Below are 15,658 nucleotides of genomic sequence, written 5' to 3'. Positions count from 1 at the left end.
CAATGTACCGGCGGGGCAAGATCGTAGAGCTAGACGAGAAGAATGCCAGGGCGCGGGTGGAGTTTTCCGACCGGGACGAGGTCGTGAGCTGGTGGCTCAATGTGAACCAGCCGGCGGCCACGGGAGGTAAAAACCGGGTTTATGCAATGCCGGATCTCGACGCACAGGTGAACTGCCTTGTCGATGAGAAGGGTGAAGACGGAACCATCCTTGGCGCATGCTATTCCGACGTCGATCGACCGCCGATCGAGGATGCGAAGCACATGCATGCGGCCCTAGAGGGTGGCCTAGTTTTCGACTATGACCGGGGGAGCGGCAAGCTCAGCATCAGCGCCCCAGGCGGGATCATACTGAATACGGGATCGTCGACCATCGAGCTGAAGCCGGGCGAGGTCGTCATCGCGGCAGGCCAGCTCAAGGGAGTGAAGGCCTGATGCCAGGGATTGCGGTCAAGGGCCTCGACAGCGCCGGCGGCCTGCAATTGGCTGGCGGGCAGGACTGGGTCACCGTCGAGGGGCAGCTTGTTGTCGTGCTGGGCGACCCGGTGGAGCCGCATGGGTTCCCGCCGCACGCCCCGACGCCGACCATGGCTGAGGGCTCCGACTGGTTCTCGATCGACGGCACGCCCGTGTGCCGAGCCGGCCATCGCGCCACCTGCGGGCATGCTTCTACCGGCAGGGGCTGGTTCCTGATCGACGAGTAAGCTGGGACATTGTCCCATCAGATGATCGCGCGCGCACGGATAGCGTCGCGCCATGCTGGACCGCTCCACCATCCGCCATGTGCATTGGCAGCTCGCGCTCGATCAGGCCGAGCCTGCGGGGGGTGGCATCGTCACGGGCTACGACGACATCGAACAGGAGATGATCACCATCATCCTGACACCTATTGGGAGCGTGCCATGTAACCCGCTCAAAGGCTGCGACCTGCTGCCCTATATCGACCGGCCGCCGGCGGAGGCGCTGCCCCTGATTTCCCGCAATATCTGGCTGGCCATCGCCACCTGGGTGACGCGGATCGAGGTGCAGCCCGTCGAGACGCGGGCCATCGCCTTCGAACATTTCGGCATCACCGTGCCGTGGCGCGTGAAAGGCGATGTCGCCGCCGAGATCCGGCGTACTGAGCTGAGCCTCTCCCAGTTGAACGGGCGACTGACCGGGGCGCTGCTATGAGTCTCGACCCCGGCTTTGTCTACGACCTGGACGCGCTCATCGCCGCCGGTGAGCCGCAGTTCTTTTCGGCCGACCCGCTCCACTACAAGCGCCTTCTGGTCTCGAAGGCCGAAGCGCTCATGGGCCGGACCCTCTACGAGGGGCAGGTCGAGATGTACATGATCGAGGTGATGGCCTACGCGCTCCAGGTACGCGGGGCCGAGCAGCAGATGGCGGTCATCCAGCGCCTGCTGCCCTTCGCACGCGGTCGCTTTCTCGACCTGCTCGGCGCACGGCTCAAGACCTATCGGCTGGCAGCCTCCAAGGCGCGGATTTCCGTCCGCTTCAGCCTCACCGCTCCGCGCCCGTCGACCACCATCATTCCCGCCGGTAGCCGTGTCAGAAGCGACGGCATCGGCGGGTTGTTTCTGACGGATGCCGACCTCCTGATCTCCCCTGGCACGCTTTATGGCGATGTCAGCGCGACCGCCTCGGTTGCGGGCGTCGCGGGCAATGGCGTGCAGGCGTCAGTAGCGCTCGCGATGCTCGACCCGGTTGCCGGTGTTGAGGCGGCGACAGCGCTGACCCTCTCCGATGGTGGCGCTGACGAGGAAAAGGATGATCCCTTGCGCGCCCGCATCGCCGGGGCCTGGGAGCGGATTTCGCGAGGCGGGCCGCGCGCCGGCTATCGTCAATTGGCGCTCGGCGCCCATCCCGACATTCTCGATGTCGCGGTGATCCGGCCGCAGCCCTGCGACATCGACATCTACGTGCTGACCGAGGCGCTGCCCCTGCCGTCCGCCGTCGCCGCTGCTGTGCTGGCCGCGTGTGACCCGATGGAAGGACGCCCCGAAGGCGACGAGGTGACGGTCTATCCCGCGACGGCCGTACTGTTTGCACCGACCCTCCGGCTGTGGATCGACGGCGATACGGCGGCGCGGTCGGCACAGGCTGAGGGCGTCGCGCGCGGCGTGTTCTCCGTCTGGCGCCGCACGCTGGCGCCGCGTGTCTCGACCGCCGCGATCACCTCGCCCGTCAAGCAGATCCCCGGCATCGTCGAGGCCGAGATCGAGGGTTACAGCTACAGCGCACTCGCCGAGGATGAGTTTGCCGTTCTGACCTCCCTCGCCGTCGTGGCCGAGGTGGCGTGATGACGGAGCGCACCTCGATCCTCCAACTCATCCCGCCGCCCATGGCGCGGGATGCTCGTGTGCGCGCGCTGCTGCTCGCCTTCGAGGCGGCGCTCGACGAGATGGACGCACCGGACCTGATGCTCCTCGATCCGGCGACTGTGCGGGAGGAGGCGCTGCCGAGCCTCTCCTACGAGCACAGCCTGGACGAGTTCGTCGGGCCGGGCCTCCCGCCGCCGGTCGTCCGCACGATGATCGAGCGCGCCTGGGATCTCCACGAGCCGAAGGGTTACGGCGTCGGCATCGTCGGCGGCATCGAGATGCTCGGCTATCGCGCCGAGCTGATCCAGTGGTGGCAGACCAGCCCGCAAGGGATTCGCGGCACCCACGAGATCGAGGTGCCGGTGGATGAGCCCATCTGGCCGGATCGCCCGCTCGACGGCGTCGAGGAGGTGCGGGCCATCTGGCGGATGATCCACGCGATGCAGCGCTGGAGCCAGGACCACGGCCTGCGGATCGTATCGGAGGCAGAGGTCGCCCGCCCGATCGGCATCGGCGTGCTCACTGCCGCTCACATCCAGATCGAACCCTATGCCGAGACCGTGCCGGAGATTCCGGCACCCGTCTTTGCCGGTGTCGGCCTCGTCATCGGATCCCTGCTGCAAATCGAACCGGAGGGCTACGCATGAGCCAGCTCTATTACGGCCTGGTCACGGCGATCGGCCTCGCCAAGCTCGCTGCCAGCGCTGCTGGCGGGCCGTCGCTCACCCTTTCTACCATGGCCTTTGGCGATGGCGGCGGCGCGGAGACCGCGCCGACCTCGGCCGCCACCGGGTTGGTCAATGAGCGCTACCGCGCCATGCTGGTCGAAAAATACCCGCACCCGACGAACCCGAGTATCCTCTATGTTGAGGGCATCATTCCGCCCGGCGTCGGCGGCTGGACCATGCGCGAGGCCGGCATTTATGACGCGGCTGGCGACCTGATCGTCATCGCCAAGACGCCGACGATCAATGTGGCGCTGATCAGCGAGGGGGCATCCACCGAGGGCGTCGTGCGCCTGCCGATCGTGTTCGACTCGGCCTCGTCCGTACAGATCCTCGTCGATCCCACCGTGCTGCTGGCAACGCAGGGCTGGGTGCTCGACCGCGTGTTGACGCGGCCCTTCATCACCGTCGACAGCGCCACGGTAACGGCACCTCCCGCCAATCCGGCGGCGCATGCGTTGTATCTCGTGCCGGCCGGCGCGACCGGCGCCTGGGCCAGCCAGGAGCACAAGCTCGCCTATTACCTCGGCGGGTGGCACTACTATGCTGCACCTGTCGCCAAGCACGTTGCCGCCAGCGATACCGGCAAACTCTACCGCCGCCTGGCCGGCGGCTGGGAAGCACTGTGGGTTGAATCCGAAGTTCGCGCCGTCTTGTCGAAGGCGGGTTTCATAGTTCCACCCGGTGCCAACCTGCCGCTTCTGAAAGCCATCCGCTCCCTCCGGCTCAACGCCGCGCCGGCGGGTGGCACGGCAAACGCGCTCGCGGTCGCGCTCGATCCGGCTCCGACGAGCTACGACGATCTCAAGGTGCTGTGGATCATCCCGTCGGCCAACAACGGCGGCGGAGCTATGACGATCAACATCAACGGCCTCGGCGCCGTGCCGGTGACGGTCGCGGGCGCTAAACCGCCAGCCGGCGCGCTGCTTGTCGGTGTCCCCGCGATGCTCGTACGGGATGCGACGGGGTATTCTATCGCTGGCGCGCCGACCACGGGTGCGCTGATCAACACCCGGACGTTTGCGACCCCTGGCGCGGCCAGTTACATCCCAACTGCTGGGACGCAGCGCGTCAGGGTCTACTGCACCGCCGGCGGCGGTAGCGGTGGCGGTTGTCCGTTGACCGCCGGCACCAGCAACTTCGGCGGGGCCGGCGGCGGCGGCGCTGGTGAGACACGGACGATCGATGTCAGTGTCGCCAATCTGCCGGCGACGCCGATCCCCCTAATCGTCGGGGCCGGCGCGCCCGGTGTCGACGGTGATAACGGGCTAACCGGCGGCACATCGTCGTTCGGCTCGATCTGTACGGCGATTGGAGGGTTTGGGGGCTCGATCGGCGCACAGGCCTCGTCCGCGCACACCCAGCATGGCGCGCGGGGCGGCGTTGGAGGCAGCGGCGGTGTCGGCATCCCCGGTGGTGCCGGGGATCCGGCCATCAATATGTTTAACAGCAATTTTGTCTCCGGCGCGGGCGGGCGATCGTACTACGGAGCGGGCGGAAACAACCTTGTGACCACATCTGGTCACGGCTTTGCCGCCCAGGTGTACGGCGCTGGTGGCGGCGGCGCCGCTGCGGCAAATGGTACGGCACTCACGCGCACCGGCGGCGCTGGCGGCGGCGGGGTCATCGTTATCGAGGAGTACGCCTGATGCGCTATGCTCGTCTGCAAGACAACGCCGTCGCCGAGATCATCGATCTGCCCGCCGGCCTCGCCATCGCGGACGCCTTTCACCCGGACGTCGCCTCGACCATGATCGAGGCGCCTGACCCGGCCGTGACAGTTGGATGGCTCTGGGATGGTGAGGCGCTCTCGCCGCCGACCACCGACCATGCAGAGCATCAGCGTGCCATGATCGCGGCCGTCGATGCACGACGTGACGGGATCCTCGCGGGCGGCTACCCGACAGCCGGCCTGCACATCTCGCTCAGCAATGCCAGTCGCGCCGACATGACCGCTATGGCGGCGACAGCTCTGGCCGCCATCGGCGGCGCCATCCCGTGGCCGGATTCCTACGCCCTCGGGTGGATCGCCATGGAAAACGAGCGGCTGGCGCTGGCGACACCGGTCGAGGGACTGACCCTGGCAGGGCTGGTCGGCGACTACTATGCCCGCACCGTGCAGCATGCCCGCACGCTCAAGGACGCGGTGCTGGCGGCGCCGGACGAGGCCGCGCTCGACGCGATCGACATCAGCGCTGGCTGGCCAACAGTCGGGTGACGGGGTCCGGGGGTTACCCGGCGCGGGTCGAGTTTGGCGACACAGCCCGCGAGCGGCCCAAAAGCATAACCGCCACCCCGCCCCGTGCTCTGGCGAGCAAGGCCGGGGTGCCTGATTCGATCAGGGAAGGCTATGCAGGAAAATCGTTGCGGATGCGGGGCACTGCTGTTCCGCTCCGCCGCCGGCGCCATCGCCGGCCAAGTTGATATCAAGTGCCGCCGGTGCGGCACGGTGAATTCCATCAGGCCCATCGAGGCCCGCCAACACGAACGCCGCGAGCGTCTTTCAGGAGAAGACGCATGCGGTTTCAGGCCGAAACGATAGGCGACGCCACCCTCTACCTCGGCGATGCGCTGGAGATCCTCCCGACGCTCGATCGCCGGTTCGCCATGGTGCTCGCGGATCCGCCCTACTGCTCCGGCGGGACCACAGCGTCCGAGCGGACTAAAGCCACCAGTGCCAAGTACCAGTCGCAGGAGCACCGTGGGCTCTACCCCGAATTCGCCGGCGACACCCGCGATCAGCGCTCCTTCCTCGCCTGGTCGACGCTATGGCTCGGGCGGGCTCGCGCCGTCGCGCTTCCCGGTGCGATCTGTGCCGTGTTCTCAGACTGGCGTCAGCTCCCCGTCACCAGCGACGCCCTGCAGGCGGCGGGTTGGATCTGGCGCGGCATCGTCCCCTGGGACAAGACCGAAGCGAGCCGGCCGCAGCAGGGCCGGTATCGCATCCAGGCCGAGTATGTCGTGTGGGGGACCAACGGGCCTCGGTCGCTCGCGGGCAGCACGGCGCCGGGCGTCTTCCGCATGCCGAAGCCGCATCGAAAGCACCACATCGCCGGGAAGCCTGTGGAGCTGATGGGGGGGCTCATGTCGGTGGTGGACGGGCCGGTGCTCGATCCGTTCATGGGGTCCGGCACGGTCGGCCTCGCCTGCGCGGCGCGTGGTCTCCCCTATGTCGGTATCGAGGTGGAGGCGGCATACTTCGAAATAGCGCAACGGCGTATCCGTTGCCCTCTAACGACGGAGGCCGGCCAATGAAGGGAACAGATCGCAAGCGTTTGGTAGCACGGATGCAGATCGGAACGGCATTGCATCTGTTCCTGAATGACATGAACCCTGTCTCTGTCCACGTGCTCGCATGTGCAGGGTGCGAAATTCTGGGCGGTCTAGCGAAAACCGATTGCGTACCAAGCCTGCTCAATGTGTTGCTTGATGGTCAGCAACAGCTCTCGGAGGCGGAGCTCGTTCGCAGCCGGGTTGTCTTTTACAATGCGATGAAGCATCACAATGATAAGCGAGGGCAGCCTCGAGATGATGAACGGTTATTGGAGAGCTTCTCCGACGAAGCCAACGATGGCGTGCTTTTCGAGGCATGGTTCAATTACGGTCAAGTTGCCACCCAGATGCCCGTGGAGGCACAGGTCTTCACTATGTGGATCATGGCTCTCAGCGGGGGGCTTGATGGCCGCGAGCGAGCAATCTGCGATCATCTTTTCCCAGGCTTGAAAATTGCCTCACGCCGGGAGCAGAAACAGCAGATGCGCCTCCTCATCGAGGATGTCCACAAACAGGGTTGGGTTTCCAACGATCCGCGGACGGAGGCCGGTTCGCTACTTATGCCGCTCAGCGCCTTCGATGAGCTTCAATCTAGATCATCCGGCGTGAGGCCATAACGGCGTAGGACAATCGCCGGCTCAAATTCCCCGAGGCTCGGATCGCCCGTGCGCGAGAAAGCCACCGCGCCGGACGCCATTGCGCCGCTCACGAGATCGATAGCCGATGTGTCAGATTGAGGGGCGCCCCACTGCAAAAGGTGTCGGCGATCACTGCAAAAGGCGCCGGCGCGCTATACCAGCAACGCCTGAAGCACGACGTTGGTCGTCTGCCGGAACTGCATGGACCAGCCGACGACGCGGCGGAAGAAGAGGTCAGCAGGCCATTTGCGACAATGACCAACTGCTACAACGCTCTGATTTCACGGAAGAAAAGGTGGCGCGCCCGAAAGGATTCGAACCTCTGACCCCCAGATTCGTAGTCTGGTGCTCTATCCAGCTGAGCTACGGGCGCCCGGCTTCTTTCCGCGTGGCGGAGGAAGCCTTGGTCGCGACGGACATGGCCGTTGCGAGGGCCCGTCAGCTACCCCGTTTCCGCGCACATTGCAAGACGTTCCGATGACGAGCGGAGGTTTCCACAGGCCAGTGTCGGTTCGCCCGGCCACGCCCCTCCCCTCCCGGCCGGCTATTTCACCTCGAACGGCATGTTCACCGTGGCCGCCGCGCCGCGGCCGTCCCGCACCTCCGCGAAGATGCGGTAGCGGCCGGGCTTGAGCCCGGAAACCCGCGCGCCCGTCGGCCCACCCTGGCGCACCGCCTCGGGGAAGAAGGGCGGCTCCTCCTCGCGGTCGCCGCCGACGCCCCGCGCCGTGCTCTCGCCCATCACGAACCAGCGCACCTCCATCAGGTCCTCGTCCGGATCGACCGCGTCGAGGGTGAACGAGCCCTCGTCGCCGGCGCTCCACGAGGCGAAGGGCGCGCTCGGGTCGTCCGCCACCCGCAGATAGGCGATGCGCGGCGCGTGGTTGCTTCCCGGCACCTGCCCGCCCCAGGCCTCGGCCATCGCCTCCGCCGCTTCCAGTCCGGTGCCGTCCGGCAGCAGCAGCCCGTGCCAGGTCGGTGTCACCTCCTGCTTCTGGCCCCACAGGAAGACGATGGCGCCGGCCTCCGCCTCGTCCAGCGCCTTGAGGTAGCGGCGCAGCTGGATCGCCTTCTGCGTCGACGAGGGCTCGAAGGGCGCGCCCCAGGGGGCCTGCGCCGCCTGCCACTGGCCGAGCGCGCCGAGCTCGGTCACCACGATGGGACCCGTCCAGCCCTGCGCGCGGGCGCGGCCGGCAACCGAATAGAGCCCGTCGCCATAGGAATTGAGCCCGAGCACCTGCACGCTCGGGGCCTGCGCGATCAGCTTCTTCACCTTGGCGTCGCCGGTCTCGGCCAGCACGGCGAGCGTGGGATGCGCGGGGTCCACCCGCCGCACCATCCGCGCGACCTCCTCGATGGCGGGCCAGACCGGCGAATCGTCGGCGAGGTCGACCTCCACCTCGTTGCCGACGCCCCACATCAGCAGCGCGGGGTGGTCCTTGTACTTCGCGACGATGGCCTCCAGCTCGGCGAGCTGGCGCTCGACGAAGGCCCGGTCGCCATAGTCCGCCCCCAGCCGCGGATGGCCGACCCACAGGCCGGCGATCACCTTCAGCCCCGCCTTCTGCGCCTCGTCGAGCAGCGGTCCGGGATCGCCGCCATAGCTGCGCACCGTGGTGGCGCCGAGGCCGGCGAGCGGCGCCAGGGGCGCTTCCACGGCGGCGCCCCGCACCGGAAAGGGCTGGCCGTCGACGAGGATCTGCCGGCCGGAGACGGTGACGTCGGCGGCGAGCACGGCGGTGCCGTGCGCGACGACGCCCGGCGCGGCGAGCAGCAGCCCGGCCGCGAGGGTCGCGGCGGTCCGCCGCGTCGCCCGTCGGCCCTGCGCGCCGCGCTCAGCCATGCGAGCGCAGCGCCCGGTGGGCGTCGAGATCGACCGGACGGTCCGGCACGCGGAGCTGGAAGGTGGCGCCGATGGTGCCGGGCACGAGCTGGATGTCGCCGCCATGCGCCTGCATCAGCTCGGCGGCGATGGCGAGGCCGAGTCCCGTGCCGCCGCGCCGCGCCGAGCCCTGGAAGGCCTCGAAGAGATGCGCGCGGGCGCGCTCCGGTACGCCGGGGCCGGTATCGGCCACCTCGATGAAGACGATGGCACCCTCGCGCCGGCCGGTGACGCGGATCTGGTCGCGGGCCGGGTCGTTCGGCGCCCGGGCGGACAGCGCCTCCATGGCGTTGCGGCAGAGATTGAGCAGCACGCGGAAGAGCTGGTCGGGGTCGGCGTCGACCTTCAGGTCGCGGTCGACCGATTCGACGAAGCCGATGCCCGGCCCCTCCTCCGTCACGGCGCCGAGGCCGAGCGTGTCGCGCACCTCGGCGACCATCGGCGCCAGCGCCACCATGCGCCGCTCCGGCGCCGGCTCCTGCGCCCGGCCATAGGCCAGCGTGTGCTCGCAATAGGCGATGGCCCGGTCGAGCGCCGCTTCCAGCTTCGGGGTGAAGCGCTGCACCGCCGGGTCGCGGATGGCGGCGAGGCGGTCGGAGATGAGCTGCACCGAGGCCAGCAGGTTGCGCAGGTCGTGGTTGATCTTCGACACGGCGAGGCCGAGCGCGGCGAGGCGGTTCTTCTGCTGCAGCGTCTCGGCGATCTGCCGCTGCATGGCGGTCAGCTCGCGCTGCGCCTGGCCGATCTCGTCGAGACGGGCGGTGGCGTCATATTCGGGGACCGGCAGCGAGGGATTCGCCCGGAAGGCGATCATGCGCTGGGTCAGCTGGCGCATCGGCTGGACGAACATCCAGGCCAGCCCGAGATAGACCAGCGCGCCGGTGAGCGCGGCGATCACCAGCGAGACCAGCAGCAGGTTGCCGGTGAAGCGCAGCATCGCCTTGCGCAGCGGCGTCTCGTCGATGACGATCTCGACGAAGCCGTCGCCGCGCGGCGGCGTGCCGACGGCGCGGATGACCCGCCCGTCGCGGGCCAGCAGCGTCTCGAAGGCTTCCGACACCGCCTGCCACGGGCCGACGTCGCGCACGTCGGCGTGGTGGTCGACCTCCGGGGGCATGTCGGTGGAGGCGAGCAGGCGGCGCGTGTCGTCGCGCTTCAGGGCCACGGTGATGGCGCCGACGCTGCGCAGCAGCTCCTGCGTCAGCTGCGGCGAGATCATGCCGTCCGGCGCGGCGTCGAGCACCAGCGCCGCCGTCCGCGCCCCGGCCAGCCGGTCGGACAGCCAGTTGAGCCGGAAGGCGGCGACCGCCGGCACGAGAATCAGCACCTCGGCCAGCAGCACGAAGGCCAGGGTGAAGGCGAGCAGCTTGCCGGAAAGGCCGAGATGGCGCGGCTGCCGGGGCGCCTCGGCCTCGGAGGGCCGGGTCGCGGCGGGCACCACGTCGGCGGCCGGGCGCGCGTCGACACCCGCCGCCGCGACGGCGGCGAGGGCAACGGCTTCCGTTCCGGCTTCCGAACGCTTCTTCATCGCACCCCTTGACCGTGCAATCCCTGCCCGGACGAGCGCCGGATTCAGGACCGTTTCCTATCCGACCCAACGAATGCGGCATGGAAACGACGCAGCGTCACCGCTGCGCGCTTGTTGCCGTCGGACGGATTACCCCATTGCATGATGTATGGCGCCCCGGCGCGAGTGCCAGAGGGGGCCGTCACGATCCGTCGGCCGGCGGTCGGGGTCCCGACCGTGGACACGCGCCGCGCGGCATGCACATGTCGGGCGGCCCGGATCGACTTCTCAAGTTGACTTGGGCAGGCGCCCCCCCTATAAGCCGCCTCCAATCACGGCTGCCTGCGCGGTCGGGTTGCCCCCTGCATGTTCGTTCATCGCCGCGACAGGTTCGCGGTGCCGGAGAGCAAGGGAGCATTCCGGTCCGGGGCGGCACATCGAACAAGCGGAGAAAGACCCGTGAAGCGCACTTATCAACCGAGCAAGCTCGTGCGCGCCCGCCGGCACGGCTTCCGTGCGCGCATGGCGACCCGCAACGGCCGCAAGATCATCAATGCCCGCCGGGCTCATGGCCGCAAGCGCCTGTCGGCCTGACCTCGCCTTTCGGCCCCGTATGGCTGGGGCGCGCCGCCCTGCCGCCTGAGGATCGGCGCCCCGCCATGCACCGGATCGTCAAGCGCAAGGACTTTCTGGCCGCAGCCTCCGGGCTGCGCGCCAATTCCGGCCCGCTGCTGCTGCAGGGCCGTGACCGCGCCGACGACACCTCGCCCCGTATCGGGCTCACCGTCACCAAGAAACACGGCAATGCCGTCGAGCGGAACCGCATCCGCCGCCGGCTGCGCGCGGCTGTCCGCGACGCCCTGCCGCGCGCCGGCAAGTCCGGTTTCGATTATGTGATCGTTGCCCGGCGCGCCGCGCTCGGCACTCCCTTTGCCGATCTCGTAAAAGACATCGAGCGGGGCATCGCCCGCCTTCATTCAGGAAGCCGGCGTCCGTCGAAGCCTGCGCGCGAGAACGCGCCGCAGCGCCCGGCGAACGCCGACGGAGAGACGCTGCCATGACCAGTGAAAACCGCAATATGATCCTCGCCATCGTGCTGTCGATGGCGGTGCTGATCGCCTGGCAGTACTTCTCCGGCATCCCGCAGATGGATCAGCAGCGCCAGCAGGCGGCGCAGCAGCAGGCGGCGCAACAGGGCGCCCAGCCGCAGGGCCAGGCCGGAACGCCCGCCCCGGGCACCGCGGTGCCCGCCCCGTCGGCGACGCCCGCCACCGCGCTGACCCGCGCCGAGGCCCTCGCCCGCTCGCCGCGCATCGCCATCGACACGCCCCGCGTCGTCGGCTCCCTCGCCCTCAAGGGTGGCCGCATCGACGACCTGTCGCTCAAGGACTACCGCGAGACCGTCAGCCCCGACAGCCCGATCATCGTGCTGCTCTCGCCCTCGGGCGGCCCGAACCCGTTCTACGCCGAATTCGGCTGGGTGCCCGGCGCCGGCGCGAATGTCGCGGTGCCCGCCGCCGACACGCTCTGGACCGCCCCGGAAGGCGCCACCCTCACGCCGGACAAGCCGCTCGTCCTGACCTGGGACAACGGCGCCGGCCTCACCTTCCGCCGCACCCTCACCATCGACACCAACTACATGTTCCATGTGGTCGACGAGGTGGAGAACACGACCGCCGCCCCGGTGGCGCTGCACCCCTACGCGCTGGTCTCGCGCCACGGCACGCCCCACACGCTCGGCTACTACATCCTGCATGAAGGCCTGATCGGCGTGACCTCGGAGGGCGGCCTCCACGAGATCAAGTACAAGGACATCGCCGAGCGCAAGTCCGAGACCTTCCCCTCGGTCGGCGGCTGGCTCGGCATCACCGACAAGTACTGGGCCGCCACCGTCATCCCCGGTGCGGAAGAGAAGGTGCAGGCGCGCTTCTCCGCCGCGCAGGCCGGCAACGACCTGACCTACCAGACCGACTTCCTGGGCGATGCCGTCACCGTGGCGCCGGGCGCCAAGGCCACCACCGACGGGCGCCTCTTCGCCGGCGCCAAGGAAGTGCGCGTCGTCGACGGCTACCAGAAGACCTACAACATCGACCGCTTCGACCTGCTGATCGACTGGGGCTGGTTCTATTTCATCACCAAGCCGCTCTTCCTGCTGATCGACTGGATCTACAAGGGCGTCGGCAACTTCGGCGTCGCCATCCTGATCGTCACCGTGCTGATCAAGGGCGTCTTCTTCCCGCTCGCCAACAAGAGCTACGCCTCGATGGCGAAGATGAAGGCGGTGCAGCCGGAGATCCAGGCCCTGCGCGAGCGCTACGGCGACGACCGTGTGAAGCTCCAGCAGGAGATGATGGAGATCTACAAGAAGGAGAAGATCAATCCGGTCGCCGGCTGCCTGCCGATCCTGATCCAGATCCCGGTCTTCTTCGCGCTCTACAAGGTGCTGTTCGTCACCATCGAAATGCGGCACGCGCCGTTCTTCGGCTGGATCAAGGACCTTTCCGCGCCCGATCCGACGACGGTCTTCAACCTGTTCGGCCTCATCCCGTGGGATCCCGGCACGGTGCCGGTCATCGGCCACTTCCTGCTGCTCGGCGTGTGGCCGATCATCATGGGCATCACCATGTGGGTGCAGATGAAGCTGAACCCGGCCCCGCCGGATCCGACCCAGAAGGCGATCTTCGACTGGATGCCGCTGATCTTCACCTTCATGCTCGGCTCCTTCGCGTCCGGCCTCGTCATCTACTGGGCGTGGAACAACACCCTCTCGGTGCTCCAGCAGTCGATCATCATGCGCCGCAACGGCGTGAAGATCGAACTGTGGGACAATCTGCGGGACACCTTCTCCCGCAAGAAGAAGCCGAAGGCCGGCTGAGATCGTGGATCAGGCCGACGATAACGCCGCCGCGTCGGCCTTCACGCCCGACGAGCTCGAAGCCGGGCGCCGGCTCTTCGCGGGCGAGTGGAATTTCCTCTCGGCCGCGCCGACCATTCCCACGCTGCCGCCGATGCGCGGCATCGAGATCGCGTTTGCCGGCCGCTCGAATGTGGGCAAGTCGAGCCTCGTCAACGGGCTGACCGGCCGCAAGGCGCTCGCGCGCACCTCGGTGACGCCCGGCCGCACGCAGGAACTGATCTTCTTCGGCCTCGGACCGGAACTGACCCTGGTCGACATGCCGGGCTACGGCTTCGCCAAGGCGCCGAAGGACAAGGTCGACGCTTGGACCGCGACCATCCACGCCTATCTGCGCGGGCGCGCCAATCTCGCCCGCGTCTTCGTGCTGATCGATTCCCGCCACGGGCTGAAGCCCATCGACCTCGAGGTCCTCGACGGCCTCGACAAGGCGGCGGTCTCCTACGCCATCGTCCTGACCAAGGCCGACCAGCTCAAGCCCGCCGAGCTGGCGCAGCGCGTCGCCGCCACCGAGGCCGCGCTCGCCCGCCGGCCGGCGGCCTTCCCGATCGTGTTTCCCACATCCTCCCGCGACGGAAGTGGCATTCCCGAACTGCGCGCCGCGGTGATACGGCTGATGGCAGAGCGCGGGGTCGGCTGATCCGAATACCGTCGAACGAGCAAGTCCTTGGCCGGCTTTTGACGCTTGTCATGGTACGATGATCTCGGGTCGGCATTCTCCCGCGACGCTAAACGCAGGAGACGCCCAATGCCCAAGATGAAAGCCGCCATCTTCGTCGAACCCGGCCGCATCGTGCTCGACGAGAAGCCGATCCCGGAAGTCGGCCCGCTCGACGCGCTGATCCGCATCACCACCACCACGATCTGCGGCACCGACGTCCACATCCTCAAGGGCGAGTATCCGGTCGCCAAGGGCCTCACCATCGGCCATGAGCCGGTCGGCGTGATCGAGAAGCTCGGCTCGCAGGTGACCGGCTATCGGGAAGGCCAGCGCGTCATCGCCGGCGCCATCACGCCGAGCGGCCATTCCTATGCCTGCCTGTGCGGCTGCTCCTCGCAGGACGGCCCCGGCACCAAGCACGGCTTCAAGCCGATGGGCGGCTGGAAGTTCGGCAACACCATCGACGGCGCCCAGGCCGAATATGTCCTGGTGCCCGACGCCATCGCCAACCTCGCCCCGGTGCCGGACGAACTCACCGACGAGGAAGTGCTGATGTGCCCGGACATCATGTCCACGGGCTTCTCCGGCGCCGAGAGCGGCGCGGTGAAGATCGGCGACCATGTCGTGGTCTTCGCGCTCGGCCCGATCGGCCTGTGCGCCGTGGCCGGCGCCAAGCTGAAGGGCGCCACCCGCATCATCGGCGTCGACACCGTGCCGGCGCGGCTGGAGATCGCCCGCAAGCTCGGCTGCTCCGACGTGGTCGACTTCAAGCAGGGCGACGTCTACGAGCAGATCATGGCGCTCACCGACGGCCGCGGCGTGGACGTCGCCATCGAGGCGCTGGGCACCCAGAACACCTTCGAGACCGCGCTGCGCGTGCTGCGCCCGGGTGGCACGCTCTCCAGCCTCGGCGTCTATTCCACCGACCTGAAGATCCCGCTCGGCGCCTTCTCGGCCGGCCTCGGCGACAACAAGATCGTCACCACGCTCTGCCCCGGCGGCAAGGAGCGCATGCGCCGGCTGATCGACGTCATCGCCTCCGGCCGCGTCGACCTCAAGCCGCTGGTCACCCATCGCTTCAAGCTGGACGACATCGAGGCCGCCTACGACCTCTTCTCGCACCAGCGCGACGGCGTGCTCAAGGTGGCGATCACGCCGTAGGCTCCCGATAGCGGGACGTCATGGCCGGGCTCGACCCGGCCATCCACGGCTCTCAGCTCCGAGGAAGGCGTGGATGCCCGGCCCAAGGCCGGGCATGACGGCGGGCTTTTCGATGCTGTCATGGTTTCCCGGCCCCGCGGAGCCGCAGGCGAAGCGCCGGGCCGGGCCGGGAAACGATCACCAGGGCAGGATCGCCACCACCTCACACGTCGTTGGCCGAGCTCAGCCGCTCGGACGGGATATAGCCGGCCTTCTGCTTGATGCGCAGGCCCGGCCCGCCGCCGGTGCTCGCCTCGCCGGCGTCGAGGAAGTCGATGCCGGCCTCCTCCAGCACGCGGCGCAGCCGCTCCGCCTCGCCGGGGTCGACATCCTCGCCCGGCTCGCGGCCCTCCTCGAAGGCGTGCAGCCAGTCCAGCGTCACGCGCGCGCGCTCGGCGAGCTGCTGCGCGCTCCAGTCGAGCAGCGCGCGCGCCGCGCGGCACTGCTCCGGCGCGAGGGCAAGATTGGCGGGAACCGACGTTTCGGCCATGGAGGTCTCTCCTGAGGAACGCTATCCGCCTTCTGACATAGGCGC

At 68.3% G+C, this 15,658-nt stretch carries 18 protein-coding genes and 1 tRNA gene; 15 read left to right on the top strand and 4 right to left on the bottom strand.

From position 1 onward, the window contains the following. Positions 1-2: 2 nt before the first annotated feature. The 10 genes from STARVERO_RS01595 to STARVERO_RS01550 all read left to right on the top strand — a co-directional run bounded on the left by STARVERO_RS01595 (position 3) and on the right by STARVERO_RS01550 (position 6,938). Entirely contained in the window at positions 3-434 is a 432-nt protein-coding gene (locus tag STARVERO_RS01595) for a phage baseplate assembly protein V (protein WP_159597665.1), read from the top strand. Continuing rightward, complete coding sequence (locus STARVERO_RS01590) at positions 434-703, top strand: PAAR domain-containing protein (protein WP_159597664.1); 270 nt, start codon at positions 434-436, stop codon at positions 701-703. The genes STARVERO_RS01595 and STARVERO_RS01590 overlap by 1 nt, the downstream gene beginning before the upstream one ends. Before the next feature lie 52 nt (positions 704-755). After that, a complete protein-coding gene (locus tag STARVERO_RS01585) occupies positions 756-1,172 on the top strand; it encodes a GPW/gp25 family protein (protein WP_159597663.1) in 417 nt (138 codons plus the stop codon). Next, positions 1,169-2,302 carry a baseplate J/gp47 family protein gene (locus tag STARVERO_RS01580; RefSeq protein WP_159597662.1) on the top strand — a complete coding sequence of 378 codons (1,134 nt, stop codon included), beginning with the start codon at positions 1,169-1,171 and terminating at the stop codon, positions 2,300-2,302. The genes STARVERO_RS01585 and STARVERO_RS01580 overlap by 4 nt, the downstream gene beginning before the upstream one ends. Continuing rightward, on the top strand, positions 2,302-2,970 hold the full coding sequence (locus STARVERO_RS01575; protein WP_159597661.1) for a phage tail protein I: 669 nt from the start codon (positions 2,302-2,304) through the stop codon (positions 2,968-2,970). The genes STARVERO_RS01580 and STARVERO_RS01575 overlap by 1 nt, the downstream gene beginning before the upstream one ends. Then, positions 2,967-4,697 carry a phage tail-collar fiber domain-containing protein gene (locus tag STARVERO_RS01570; RefSeq protein ID WP_159597660.1) on the top strand — a complete coding sequence of 577 codons (1,731 nt, stop codon included), beginning with the start codon at positions 2,967-2,969 and terminating at the stop codon, positions 4,695-4,697. Before STARVERO_RS01575 ends, STARVERO_RS01570 begins: the two co-directional genes overlap by 4 nt. After that, on the top strand, positions 4,697-5,266 hold the full coding sequence (locus STARVERO_RS01565) for a DUF4376 domain-containing protein (protein ID WP_159597659.1): 570 nt from the start codon (positions 4,697-4,699) through the stop codon (positions 5,264-5,266). The genes STARVERO_RS01570 and STARVERO_RS01565 overlap by 1 nt, the downstream gene beginning before the upstream one ends. 132 nt (positions 5,267-5,398) lie before the next feature. Next, complete coding sequence (locus tag STARVERO_RS23805) at positions 5,399-5,590, top strand: Com family DNA-binding transcriptional regulator (RefSeq protein ID WP_159597658.1); 192 nt, start codon at positions 5,399-5,401, stop codon at positions 5,588-5,590. Continuing rightward, a complete protein-coding gene (locus tag STARVERO_RS01555; RefSeq protein ID WP_200837626.1) occupies positions 5,566-6,303 on the top strand; it encodes a DNA-methyltransferase in 738 nt (245 codons plus the stop codon). Before STARVERO_RS23805 ends, STARVERO_RS01555 begins: the two co-directional genes overlap by 25 nt. After that, positions 6,300-6,938: a hypothetical protein gene (locus STARVERO_RS01550; protein ID WP_159597657.1), complete on the top strand. Its 639-nt coding sequence runs from the start codon at positions 6,300-6,302 to the stop codon at positions 6,936-6,938. The genes STARVERO_RS01555 and STARVERO_RS01550 overlap by 4 nt, the downstream gene beginning before the upstream one ends. A gap of 317 nt (positions 6,939-7,255) precedes the next feature. On the opposite strand, the gene STARVERO_RS01545 is transcribed toward STARVERO_RS01550, so the two are convergent. The 3 genes from STARVERO_RS01545 to STARVERO_RS01535 form a co-directional block, all read right to left on the bottom strand. Then, positions 7,256-7,332: transfer RNA gene (locus tag STARVERO_RS01545), tRNA-Arg, on the bottom strand. A 171-nt stretch (positions 7,333-7,503) separates the two neighbouring features. Next, a complete protein-coding gene (locus STARVERO_RS01540) occupies positions 7,504-8,802 on the bottom strand; it encodes a glycoside hydrolase 5 family protein (RefSeq protein WP_159597656.1) in 1,299 nt (432 codons plus the stop codon). Further along, entirely contained in the window at positions 8,795-10,369 is a 1,575-nt protein-coding gene (locus STARVERO_RS01535; protein WP_159597655.1) for a sensor histidine kinase, read from the bottom strand. Before STARVERO_RS01535 ends, STARVERO_RS01540 begins: the two co-directional genes overlap by 8 nt. Before the next feature lie 438 nt (positions 10,370-10,807). On the opposite strand from STARVERO_RS01535, the gene rpmH reads away from it, so the two are divergent. From rpmH to STARVERO_RS01510, 5 genes are all read left to right on the top strand, one after another. Next, on the top strand, positions 10,808-10,942 hold the full coding sequence (gene rpmH / locus STARVERO_RS01530) for a 50S ribosomal protein L34 (protein WP_013165198.1): 135 nt from the start codon (positions 10,808-10,810) through the stop codon (positions 10,940-10,942). Between the two features lie 65 nt (positions 10,943-11,007). Beyond that, complete coding sequence (gene rnpA, locus STARVERO_RS01525; RefSeq protein WP_144343887.1) at positions 11,008-11,409, top strand: ribonuclease P protein component; 402 nt, start codon at positions 11,008-11,010, stop codon at positions 11,407-11,409. Next, complete coding sequence (gene yidC / locus STARVERO_RS01520; protein WP_144343886.1) at positions 11,406-13,223, top strand: membrane protein insertase YidC; 1,818 nt, start codon at positions 11,406-11,408, stop codon at positions 13,221-13,223. Before rnpA ends, yidC begins: the two co-directional genes overlap by 4 nt. 4 nt (positions 13,224-13,227) lie before the next feature. After that, entirely contained in the window at positions 13,228-13,902 is a 675-nt protein-coding gene (gene yihA / locus STARVERO_RS01515) for a ribosome biogenesis GTP-binding protein YihA/YsxC (protein ID WP_144343885.1), read from the top strand. A 108-nt stretch (positions 13,903-14,010) separates the two neighbouring features. Next, positions 14,011-15,084, top strand: coding sequence for an NAD(P)-dependent alcohol dehydrogenase (locus STARVERO_RS01510; RefSeq protein ID WP_144343884.1), 1,074 nt, complete (start codon positions 14,011-14,013; stop codon positions 15,082-15,084). Between the two features lie 202 nt (positions 15,085-15,286). Here STARVERO_RS01510 and STARVERO_RS01505 read toward each other — a convergent pair whose 3' ends face one another. Beyond that, on the bottom strand, positions 15,287-15,613 hold the full coding sequence (locus STARVERO_RS01505) for a helix-turn-helix domain-containing protein (protein WP_159597654.1): 327 nt from the start codon (positions 15,611-15,613) through the stop codon (positions 15,287-15,289). Between the last annotated feature and the right edge of the window lie 45 nt (positions 15,614-15,658).

Origin of the sequence: Starkeya nomas, from assembly GCF_902703545.1 — a bacterium.
Taxonomy (GTDB): Bacteria; Pseudomonadota; Alphaproteobacteria; order Rhizobiales; family Xanthobacteraceae; genus Ancylobacter; species Ancylobacter moscoviensis.
Note: the sequence above shows the minus strand (reverse complement) of the source record. Positions and strands in the feature narration are given on the sequence as shown.